This window comes from Kitasatospora sp. NPDC056076, assembly GCF_042266305.1.
GTDB lineage: Bacteria > Actinomycetota > Actinomycetes > Streptomycetales > Streptomycetaceae > Kitasatospora.
The window spans coordinates 1-10,921 of record NZ_JBHJWG010000033.1 but is presented as its reverse complement, the minus strand read 5'-3'; the positions used below and the strand labels follow the sequence as shown (position 1 = coordinate 10,921).

The 10,921-nt window shown below is 73.6% G+C and carries 7 protein-coding genes and 1 pseudogene; 5 read left to right on the top strand and 3 right to left on the bottom strand.

The genetic code is table 11. The annotated features are described in order from the left end of the window. Window positions 1-189: 189 nt before the first annotated feature. Window positions 190-1,527, bottom strand: a complete 1,338-nt coding sequence (locus tag ACFC1T_RS25190; protein ID WP_375891985.1) for an acyl-CoA dehydrogenase family protein — start codon at window positions 1,525-1,527, stop codon at window positions 190-192. Between the two features lie 602 nt (window positions 1,528-2,129). Between ACFC1T_RS25190 and ACFC1T_RS25185 the strand changes: the two genes are divergently transcribed. The 3 genes from ACFC1T_RS25185 to ACFC1T_RS25175 all read left to right on the top strand — a co-directional run bounded on the left by ACFC1T_RS25185 (window position 2,130) and on the right by ACFC1T_RS25175 (window position 7,470). Further along, window positions 2,130-3,206 carry a GAF domain-containing protein gene (locus ACFC1T_RS25185; protein WP_375891983.1) on the top strand — a complete coding sequence of 359 codons (1,077 nt, stop codon included), beginning with the start codon at window positions 2,130-2,132 and terminating at the stop codon, window positions 3,204-3,206. Window positions 3,207-3,558: 352 nt separating this feature from the next. Continuing rightward, window positions 3,559-5,148: a lipase maturation factor family protein gene (locus tag ACFC1T_RS25180; protein ID WP_375892111.1), complete on the top strand. Its 1,590-nt coding sequence runs from the start codon at window positions 3,559-3,561 to the stop codon at window positions 5,146-5,148. A gap of 204 nt (window positions 5,149-5,352) precedes the next feature. After that, a complete protein-coding gene (locus ACFC1T_RS25175; protein WP_375891981.1) occupies window positions 5,353-7,470 on the top strand; it encodes a hypothetical protein in 2,118 nt (705 codons plus the stop codon). A gap of 91 nt (window positions 7,471-7,561) precedes the next feature. Here ACFC1T_RS25175 and ACFC1T_RS25170 read toward each other — a convergent pair whose 3' ends face one another. Next, window positions 7,562-8,605, bottom strand: coding sequence for a transglycosylase SLT domain-containing protein (locus ACFC1T_RS25170; RefSeq protein ID WP_375891979.1), 1,044 nt, complete (start codon window positions 8,603-8,605; stop codon window positions 7,562-7,564). 57 nt (window positions 8,606-8,662) lie between these two features. Further along, window positions 8,663-9,415 (bottom strand): helical backbone metal receptor, encoded by a 753-nt coding sequence (locus ACFC1T_RS25165; RefSeq protein WP_375892110.1) that lies wholly within the window; start codon window positions 9,413-9,415, stop codon window positions 8,663-8,665. 219 nt (window positions 9,416-9,634) lie between these two features. Here ACFC1T_RS25165 and ACFC1T_RS25160 point away from each other — a divergent pair, with 219 nt between their 5' ends. Both ACFC1T_RS25160 and ACFC1T_RS25155 read left to right on the top strand, forming a co-directional pair. Beyond that, window positions 9,635-10,729: an ABC transporter substrate-binding protein gene (locus ACFC1T_RS25160; protein ID WP_375891978.1), complete on the top strand. Its 1,095-nt coding sequence runs from the start codon at window positions 9,635-9,637 to the stop codon at window positions 10,727-10,729. A 3-nt stretch (window positions 10,730-10,732) separates the two neighbouring features. Continuing rightward, window positions 10,733-10,921 (top strand): annotated as a pseudogene (locus tag ACFC1T_RS25155) (hypothetical protein); the annotation flags it as partial.

Below are 10,921 nucleotides of genomic sequence, written 5' to 3'. Positions count from 1 at the left end.
CGCAGCTCAGCGCGGTCGGTGCGGAGCGGGGACGGCTCCCCGGGAGGTCGGTGGGCCTCTCGGGGAGCCGTCAGGAGCAGGTCAAATCGTCGCCATACCGAAAGTTCGCCACCATCCGGGCGGCGGCTGCGGATCCGGCGCTCCCGCCGCGCGGCTCGGTCCTCCGTGCGGCTCGGTCCTCCGTGCGGATCACCCCGCCGCGGAGAGCGGCACCACGCGAGCGCTCCGGACGCCCCGGACCCCGCGCGGGCTGTACCCGTACAGCTCCTCCGCCGGGGAGACCCCGGCGGCGCGGGCGGCCCCGGAGGCCCCGGACTCCAGCGCGTTGAGCTCGGTCCACGCCCAGCTCGCCAGGTCGGCCAGCTCGGCCGACCACTGCTTGCCGTAGGTGCCCGTCGCGACCTGTCCGAGCCGCAGCTTCTGCACGTCCGAGGTTCCGGCCGGGGCGTAGATGTGGGTGGCGTCCCGCAGGTAGCGGATGATGTTGTGCTCCTCCTGGGTGCCGCGCGCCGCGAAGATCTCCATCGCCTGACGTGCCGAGTCCATCGCGTACTCGGTGTTGATCAGCTTGGCGTTCATCAGCTCGGCGTCGCAGGCCTTGCCGTTGTCGAGCAGGTGCGAGGCGTGGTAGGCGGCCAACTTGGCCGTCATCAGCCGGGACTGCATCTCGCCGAGCTTGAGGGCGATGCTGTTCAGCTGGTTGATCGGCTTGCCGTAGAGCACCCGCTCCTCGGCGTAGCGCACCGTGTCCTCCACCACGGCGACGTGGATGCCGAGCGCGACGGCGCCCAGGTTCAGCCGGCCGTACAGGGTGGAGGAGGAGTAGGCGACGTCGAGGCCCTGCCCCTCCTCGGCGAGCCGGTTGCCGACCGGGACGCGGCAGTCCTCGAAGACGAGCTCGCCGAAGCTGAACCCGTGCAGGCCGCCCTGGGTGCCGACGGTGCCGGTGCGGAAGCCGGGCCGGTCGCTCTCGACCAGGAAGGCGGACAGCCCCTTGCTGCCCCGGCCGGTACGGAAGACCACGCCGTGGACGTCGCCGATGTGCGAGTTGCCGACGAACACCTTGCGGCCGTTCAGCACGTACTCGTCACCCTCGCGACGCGCGGTGCCGCCCATGCCGAGCACATGGCCGCCGGACTCCGGCTCGGTGACCGCGATCGTCGGCAGGCACTCCCCGGAGGCGAACTTCGGCAGCCACGCCCGGCGTTGGGCGTCCGAACCGAAGTGGATGACCTTGGCGACGCCGAGCTGGGAGGCCTGCGCCATCGCGCCCATCGCACCGCTGACCCGCGCCAGCTCCTCGACGATCACGGTCTTGGCGAGGTGTCCCAGGCCCAGGCCGCCGAACTCGCGCGGGATCGTGACGCCGATCCAGCCGCGGCGGGCGATCTCCCGCGAGAGCTCGAACTCGATCTCCCGGTCGGCCTCCATCCGGGCCACCTGAGGACGCACCTCCTTCTCCGCGAACTCACGCACCTCGGCCCGGAGGCTCTCGTGTCGTTCGTCGGTGAAGTAGTCCATCGCCATGCTTGGTCCTCTCATTCCGGTGGGTGTCGTGCCTCCCGTTCATGCCGTAGATGCCGCTCCGGCCGCTCCCCCTGAGGGTTCGGGTGGGGGTGTGGAGGTGTGGCGGTGCCGATCGCTTCCAAGCCATCGGTGCATGCGGACCTGGGGTCCGTCTTCGAACTCCCGTCTGCGGGCCGACGCCGGGGCACGCGCCTCGCCGCGTTGTCGTCGGTCGCCAATGCGCTGCATTGGGCTCCCTCCTCCGCCTTGCGATGCACGCACCCCAACGCCGCCCCGCCCGCCCTCCGGGCGGACGACGGGAGTTTGAAGACGGACCCCAGGGGCGGCGCTCCCGTGGGGCCCGGGGAACTACCGTCCGTGTCTTCGGCAGGGCTCATTGTCATATGGGCACATGGGATCCATACATAGTGGATCTTGGAATGGCGGGATTCGGCCCGTCCGCTTCGGGGCGGGTTTTGCCAGGGGGTCGGGAGGGGATTGACCTTCCCCCCTCGGCCGGAGCGCCCGTGGTCGCTCACATGCTGCTTTGACTGTCCATCAGCAACGTCGGTGGCCGGTACCGGTAGCACCGCGGCGCCCGGATGTCTGATTACATGTGCGCCATGACTGATGTGATGAGCACTCAAGGCCAGTTCCCGAGTGCTGCCGGGGAATCCGAGCGGACCCGCAGGCTGCGCAGCCTGGGTCTCAACGAACCCTCCGCGGACGAGGCCTTCGACCGCTTCGCCCACCTGGCAGCCAGCATCACCCGCGCTCCCATCGCGATGGTCAACTTCATCAACGACGAGCGCCAGATGTTCCGGGGGCTCTACATTCCGCCAAATTCCTCCGACCTGGCGGCCGAAGAAGGCGCGTCCTGGGCGGATCGGGGCATCGCCTTCGACCTCCCCACCCGACAGATGCCGATGAGTCACGGTTTCTGCCCGCACGTGGTCGCCCAGCGCTCACCCCTCGCACTGGACGACATCCTCGCCTACCCCCGGTTCGCCGGTAACCCGGTCGTGGACGAACTCGGCGTCCGGGCCTACCTCGGCGCCCCGCTCGTGGACGACACCAACACCGTCATCGGCACCGTCTGCGTCCTCGACCGGGAACCCCGGCAGTGGGGACGCGAGCGGCTGCGCGACATCCAGCACCTCGCCGAGGCGCTGCTCTCCGAGATCCGGCTGCGCGACAACCTGCTCGCCCAGCAGCAGGAGATGTTCGCCGCCTTCGACGGCTCCCCGTTCCCCATCATGCTGACCGACGGCCCCGGCCAGGAGATCCGCTACGCCAACGCCCAGCACGCCGAAACCTTCGGCGCCCCGGTGGCGTACGGCTCGATCGGCACCGCCTACCCCCAGCTCGGCGCGGCCGGCCTCCAGCAGGCCGTCGCGGAGGCCTTCCACACCGGACGGGCCACCGTCCTCAACGACGTCCGGATCCAGTCCGGCCGTCCCGAGGCACAGCGCATCCAGCAGATCTTCAGCTTCACCTGCACCCCGCTGCGGACCGCGCGCACCGGCCAGGTCAACGGCGTCCTCACCGTCGGCATGGACGTCACCGCCCAGTCCCGCACCGAGGAGGAACTCGGCACCCTGGCGGCCCTGCTGGTCGACCGGCTCCAGCAGAACGGCGCGGCCACCGCGACCGGCCGACCGGGCATCGCCGGCGGCACCGGACTCGTCCTGCCGAGCTGAGCGGCCGACCGCCGCTCGTGCGCGGCAGCACGGCGCCCGGGCGCAACCGGCCACCGCACCAACCGAACCACTCGCACCACTCGCACCACTCGTATCAACGGCGCCAACCGCGCCAACCGCGCCAACCGCATCAACCGCACTGCCCATCGCACCACCCGCACTGCCCACCACTGTGGCGGGGCGCCTCTCACCCCCGAGGAGAGGCTCCCCGCCACAGTGCTGTCCCGGCCGGACCCGCCCTCCCGGCCGAGAGCGCTGTCCCAGTAGGGCCCGCCGTCCCGGCCGGGCCGCAACCAGCGAGCCGCCGTCCGCCGCCGGTCCGCCGGTGGTAGGCATGGGCCGCATGGACTGGATGGACTGGTTCGCCGCCCCCGACTACTGGCTGAGCCGACTGCTCGTCCAACGCCTGCTCGCCGGCCTCTACCTGATCGGGTTCCTCAACGCGGCCGCGCAGTTCCGCGCCCTCATCGGCACCGACGGCATGCTCCCGGTGCCCCGCTTCACCGCCCGGGTCCCGTTCCGCCGCTCGCCCGGCCTCTTCCACCTCCACTACAGCGACCGCTTCTTCACCGCCGTCGCCCTGACCGGCGCCGCACTGGCCGCCGCGGTGGCGGCCGGCCTCGGCGACGTCCTCCCGCTCTGGGCCTCGATCCCGGTGTGGGCGGTGCTCTGGGCCCTCTACCTCTCCATCGTCAACGTCGGGCAGACCTGGTACTCCTTCGGCTGGGAGTCGCTGCTGCTCGAAGCGGGCTCGCTCGCCGCCTTCCTCGGCAACGCCGACACCGCCCCGCCCACCCCCGTGCTCTGGCTGATGCGCTGGCTGGTCTTCCGGGTCGAGTTCGGCGCCGGGCTGATCAAGCTGCGCGGGGACAGCTGCTGGCGCGACCTGACCTGCCTGCGCTACCACCACGAGACCCAGCCCATGCCCGGACCGCTCAGCTGGTTCTTCCACCACCTGCCCGACCCGCTGCACCGGGTCGAGGTGGCGGCCAACCACGTCGTCCAACTCCTCGTTCCGATCGGCCTGCTGCTCCCGCAGCCCGTCGCGAGCTACGCCGCCTGCGCCGTGATCGCCACCCAGCTGTGGCTGATCGCCTCCGGCAACTTCGCCTGGCTCAACTGGCTGACCGTCGTGCTCACGCTCGCCGCCGTCGAACCGGCCCGCCTCGGCCTGCCCGTCCGCGCCCACACCGTCCCCGACGCCCCCGTCTGGTACCAGGCGGTGGTCATGGCGGTCACCGCCGCCGTCCTCGTGCTCAGCTACTGGCCGGTGCGCAACCTGCTCTCCCGGGGCCAGGTGATGAACCGCTCCTTCAACCGGCTGCACCTCGTCAACACCTACGGCGCCTTCGGCAGCGTCAACCGTCTGCGCCGGGAGGTCGTCGTCGAGGGCACCGACGAGGCCGTCGTCACCCCGCACACCGTCTGGCGCGAGTACGGCTTCAAGGGCAAACCCGGCGACGTGCGCCGCCTTCCGCGCCAGTACGCCCCCTACCACCTGCGCCTGGACTGGCTGATGTGGTTCGCCGGCATCTCGCCCGCCTACGCCCGGCCCTGGTTCCTGCCCTTCGTCGCCCGCCTGCTGGCCGGCGACCGGGCGACACTGCGGCTGCTGCGCCACAACCCCTTCCCCGACGCCCCGCCGACCCACGTCCGGGCGACCCTCCACCTCTACCGGTTCACCGGATGGCGCGAACTGCGCGAAACCGGCGCCTGGTGGCACCGCACCGCGCTCCACGCCTACCTCGCGCCGGTCGACCTGGCCGCCCTCGGCCGGGCCGGCCACCACCCGCCGCCCACCCGGCCCGGCCGCGGCCTGCGCACCGTCCCGCTCGACCGGCTCCGACGGTCCGCTCCACCCGAGCCGGGCCCGCCCCGGACGGAGCACCCCGGCCACCCGTCCGGACCAGCACCGGGCCACCCGGGTGGCCCTCCCGAGTAGCGGCCAGGCGGGCGGTACGGCATACGACACCAGTCCGTCCGGCGGTGGGTGCGTGCAAGGCTCGAACGGGCACCCGTATTCTGGGCCTCCACAACCGGCGGTCCGACCCGCACGCCCCCCGGTCCCGCCCCAGGGGCCCCGTGCACCCGGGCCGCCGCCCCCTCGCCGTCAGCCCCGCCGTCGTCGCCCAGAACCGGACCTCACATGACAGTGCTTCACTCGCGCAACGCCGACGCAGCCGACCCGGCGGACGTCGCCGACGCCGCAGACGTCAAGGACCCCCAGGACGCCGCTGCGGAGCCCGACCTCCGCGAGGACCTCGGCCGCTACGCCGAACTCGGGGCCTTCACGCTCAGCGCCGACACCCACGCCTGGTACGCGGCCGTCGACACCGTCGCCACCCCCGAGGACGCCCGCGCCGCCTCCACCGCGCTCGCCGAACTCCGTGGCAGCGACCTCCAGCAGACCTGGGAAGCCGTCACCGCGATGGCCGCCGAGGTCAAGCTGGACGAGCCCGACACCGTGGCCAAGACCGCGCTGCTGGTCGAGATGCTCCAGCGGGTCCGCCGCACCTCCGCCACCCTCACCGACGCCGCGTACGACGCCGACCTCGTCGCCCTCGCCGCCGCCACCGCGGACAGCACCTGGCGCCGCGAGAACGGCGTCAAGCTGTCCTGGCTGCGCGGCCGCTCGCTGCGCAAGCAGGCCGCCGCCCTCGCCCACGACCGCAAGGTCCGCCGCGAGGACCTGCACGAGGCGCTCACCTCCGCCGAGATCGAGCGCCGCGCGTGGGCCGCCGTCGCCCCCGCCGGCACCCTCCCGCGCGTGCCCGCCGACGGCAGCCTGGTCGAGCGCACCGCCCAGGCCTTCGAGCCGATCAACACCGGCCTGCGCGGCCTCGCCCGACTGCTGCCCGAGCACGACCTCGACGGGCTCGCCTTCGCGGAACTTGCCGACCTGGTCGAACGCCTCGCCGCCGACGAGGGCACCCTCTACCGCCTGCCCACCATCCGCGGCCTGCGCGCCACCCTGGAGGAGGCCGGCCTCGCCGACCTGCTCGCCGAACTCACCGCTGCCAAGGCCGACCGCCGCGCCGCCGAGGCCGCGTACGCGGCGCGGCAGGCGCTCGCGGGCGGGCAGCGGGACGGGCTGGCGGGGTCGTCGGCCGCGGAGCCGGTCGTCGCGGAGCCGGCTGCCGAGGAGCTGGACACCGAGGAGACGGACACCGAGCTGCCCGAGGCCGAGGCCGAGGCCGAGGCCGAGGCCCAGGTCGAGGCCGAGGCCGACGCCGACCCCTCGGCGGAGGCCGTGAACGAGTTCCAGGCCGAGGCGGACGTCGAGGCCGAGTCGGCTGCGGTGGAGGAGGAGAAGGAGGAGGCTCCGGTCGCCGTGGTCTCCCTCCCGGCGCCCTCCCCGGCCGCTGACGACCTGGTGGCCGCCGCCACCGCCGCCCTGGCCGAGGCCGCAACGGCGGACGAGGTCGCGGAGGAAGCGGACGAGGCGAAGGCAGAGTCGGTCGAGGTCGAGGAGCCTGCCGCCGAGGTCGAGGTCACTGCCGAGGCCGAGGCCGAGGTCGAGGCCGCGGCCGAAGTTGAGGCCGAGGCCGTCGAGGTCGCGATCGCCGTCGAGCCGGAGGTGATCGCGGAAGCACCCGTCGAGGTCGCCGAGCCCGAGGCCGCTGAGCCTGAGGTCGCCGAGCCCGAGGCCGCTGAGGTCGAGGAGTCGCCGATCGAGGTCGACGCCGTCGAGGAGGCTCCGGCCGTAGCGGAGGAGGAGGCCGAGGCTGTTGCCGAGGCGCCCGCCGTCGAGGTCGCGCCCGAGATCGCCGTCGAGGTCGAGGCCGTCGAGGAGCCCGTTGTCGAGCCGGAGGCCGTGGTCGAGGCCCCTGTCGTCGAGGTCGTCGAGGTCGTCGAGGTCGTCGAGCCGGTGGCCGAGGTCGAGGTCGTCGAGGAGGCTCCGGTCGTAGTTGCCGAGGCGCCCGCCGCCGAGCCCGAGCCCGAGCTTGCCGTCGAGGAGCCGGTTGCCGAGCCGGAGGCCGTGGTCGAGGCCCCTGCCGTCGAGGCCGTCGCCGAGGTCGAGCCCGAGCCCGTCGCCGAGGCGGCCACCGGCCGTCCCGCGAAGCCGGACTTCACCCCCGGCCGCCCCGTGACCGCCTACTCGGCGGACGAGCTGCTCGCCGTCGTCCGCTGGATCGACGGTGACGGCACCGGGCGGAGCGACGAGGAGCTGCTCCGTGCGGCCATGAAGGAGCTGGGCTTCGCCCGCCTCGGCCCCCGGATCAAGGAGGCGCTGGGCGCCGCCGTCACCGCCGCGCGCGGCTGACGTCCGGGCGGCAGCCGGACACGCAGGGCCCGGGACGCGATCGCGTCCCGGGCCCTGCGCCGTGTCTGCCGGTCCTGCTGCGAAGGGGCGGTCAGCCCGCCTTGTTCCAGGGCTGGCTCGCCATCAGCGCCTTCACGTTGGCGACGTACTTCGGGTTCGGTATGTCGAGGCTGCCGACGACCTCGCCCGAGGTGGGGTCGGTGACGGTGGTGTAGTGCACGTTGCCCGCGCCCGCGTTGTACGCGGAGATGACCAGGTCGAGCAGCGGTGTCTTACCGGTGGCCGGGTCGGGGGAGAGGTCGTACTTGCCGCCGAAGGAGGAGTCGCCGTAGTAGGCGACCAGCCAGTCGATCAGCTGGGTGCCGAGCTGGACGTTCCCGGTGAGGGTCTTGGGGTCGGAGCTGGTGCCGTACTTGCCGTTCATCCAGCTGACGGTGTTGGGCATGACCTGCATGGTGCCGATCCCGCCGTCGCAGGCGAGGATGCCGGACTGCCAGCCGCTCTCCTGCCAGGCGATCGCCTTGACCAGGTTGACCGGCAGCGGCGGGAGCTTGTCGGTGCCGCCCGAGCTGAGGTTGAGCACCCGGGACTGGCCGGCGGCCGTCGTGAGCGCCGCGGCGACCGCGGGCTTGGCCTCGTCCGGCTGGGGCTTGCTGGGCTGGCAGCCGCTCTGCGCCGGGGGCACGTGGCCGGCGGGCGGCGCGGGCGGTGCCGGGAGGGCGACGGCGCCGGGCTTGGCGGTCGGCACGGGCGCCGGGATGGCGGGCTTCTCGACCGGCGGCTGGGTGGCGGGCGCGCCGGCCGCGGTGCCGCCGCTGCCCTTGGCGTTTCCACTCTGGGCGTTGCCGCTCGGGGTGGTGGGCGAGGCCTTTGCGGCCTTGCTCGGGCCGGCACTCGGGCTGTGCGAGGCGTCGGGGCTCGCGGAGGCGGAGGCGCTCGGCGTCGGGGTGGTGCTCGCGGACGGGCTCGCGCTCGACGTGTCGGTCGGCGCGGCGGAGGCCGCGGTGAGGGTGGTGCCGGATCCGGCGCTCGGGTGCTTGTCACCGCTCTCGGTGCCGCAGCCCGCCAGGACGGCGGTCGACACGGCGACGGCCGACACCAGGACGGTGGCCCGCCGGGTGGTGCGCAACTTCATTGGTGGTCCCCCCACTCGTCGCCGGTGATCCCGTGATCCCGGCGAGTGGCGGTCATCCTATGGTGCGGTCGTCTCCCCCTGGACGAACGGGTGCTCGATCGCCCGCCGGAGGACGGCCGGGGCCTGTGCGAGCGAGGGCCCGTACCAGGTCAGGTGCCGTCCGCCGACCAGCGCGACCGGGATGCCGGGGAAGGCCTCCGGGCCGTCCTCGGCGGTGAAGCGGTACGGCTCGTCCGGCAGCACCACCAGGTCCGGCCGGTCGGCGAGCAGTTCGGGCAGCGGCACGGCCGGGTAGCGCTCGGGGTGCTCGGCGTGGACGAGCCGCAGGCCGAGGCGGCGCAGCAGGTCCCCGGCGAAGGTGTCGCGGCCGAGCACCATCCACGGGCGGCGCCAGATCGGCACGACCGCCCGCGGGCCGCGGTCACCGCTCGGCCGGACGTCCCGCCACGCCTCCTCCGCCTCGTCCAGCCAGGCCGGGCGCGGCAGTCGGCAGGCGACGGTGAGCAGCCGGTCCAGCGAGCGGAAGGCGTCGTCCAGGGTGCGGATGTCGGTGACCCACACCGGAACCCCGGCCGCCCGCAGCGCCTCCAGGTCGGGGCGGCGGTTCTCCTCGTCGTTGGCGATCACGAGGTCCGGGCCGAGCGCGAGGACGCCCGGCACGTCCGGGTTCTTGGTGCCGCCGATCCGGGTGACGGCGAGTTCGGCGGGGTGGCTGCACCAGTCGGTGGCGCCGACCAGCAGGCCGGGCGCGGTGGCGGCGACGGCCTCGGTCAGCGAGGGCACCAGCGAGACCACCCGGCGGGGCGGCAGCGGCCCGAGCCGTACGGGCAGGCCGAGGTCGTCGTGCGGGTCGGTGAGGTCTGCCACCCGGCCACCCTATGCGCGACCACCGGGTACGGGGGCCTCCGGAAGCTCCGGAAGCTCCGGAAGTCCCGGAAGTCCCGGGAACCCGGTGCGGGCCCCGCCCGACTACCTGGTCCGGGTCCGCAGCGCGGGCCCTCAGCACGATCACCGACCAGGAGAGTCCTCATGCGCCCTCGCGTCGTCTGCGGTATCGCGGCCGCCGTCGCCCTGTTCGCCACGGCCTGCGGAAGCGGCGGTGGCGGGAACGGTGGCGGTGGCAGCGCCGCCCTCACCGCCCAGGCCACCCCCGCCGGGGCTGCCTACCCCGTCACGGTCGCCGACTGCGCGGGCAAGGAGACGACCATAGCCAAGGCCCCGACGAAGATCGTCACCAGCAACGCGTCGAGCCTGGAGCTGCTGCTCCAACTCGGCGCGGGCGACCGGGTGATCGGCACCGGCTTCCCGCCCGGCAAGGGCACCCTGCCGGCCGCGCTCGCCGAGCAGGGCGCCAAGGTCCCGGTGCTCGGCGACAGGACCATCCCCAAGGAGAAGCTCCTCGGCTCCGGCGCCGACCTCTACGTCGACACCTTCGGGGCGATGCCGATGATGGGCGGCGGCGCCACCGGGCCCAGCGAGGCCGAGTACGCCGCGGCCGGCATCCAGCACGTCTACCTGCTCTCCACCGCCTGCGCCGGCACCCCGAAGGCCGCCAAGGCGCCGCGCACCGACCTCGCCGGGATCGAGGAGGACATCCGCCGCCTCGGCGCCGTCACCGGGACCGGCGCCCGGGCCGAGGAACTCGTCACCGGGATGGAGAAGCAGATCGGCGGGGTCCGCACCGCGCTCGCCGCCGTCCCGGAGGACAAGCGGCCGAGCTACTTCGTCTTCGACTTCGACGCCGGGACCAAGCAGCCGGTCGCGGTCTGCGGCCGGCAGGTGGCCAACGCCGTCATCACCCAGGCCGGTGCCCGCAACGTCTTCGCCGACTGCGACGCCGACTTCAAGCCCGGCTCCTGGGAGGACGTGGTGGCCAAGAACCCCGACTGGATCCAGCTCGCCGTGCGCAACCGCGGCAGCGAGGAGGACACCCGCAAGGCCTTCGACGACGCCGAGGCGTTCCTGCGCGGCTTCCCGGCGACCCAGGGCCTCAAGGCCGTCCAGGAGGGGCACTTCGTCCGGCTCGGCTCCGAGGTGACCACCATCGCGGGTGTGCGCAACGCCGACGCCGTCCGGCAGATCGCCGCCACCGTCCACCCCGACCTCGTCAAGAACGGGCAGTAGGCGGTGACTTCGGCCGACCTCGCCGAGGCTCCGGACAACCGGAGCCCGGACAGCCGTGGTCCGGACAGCCGGAGCCCGGGCCACGGGAGCCCGGACAGTGAGCGCCCGGACAGCCGGCGCCCGGCCCGCACCCTGCGGGCCGGGCCGCTGGCCGCCGCGCTCGCCGCCGCCCTGGTGCTCGCGCTGACCAGC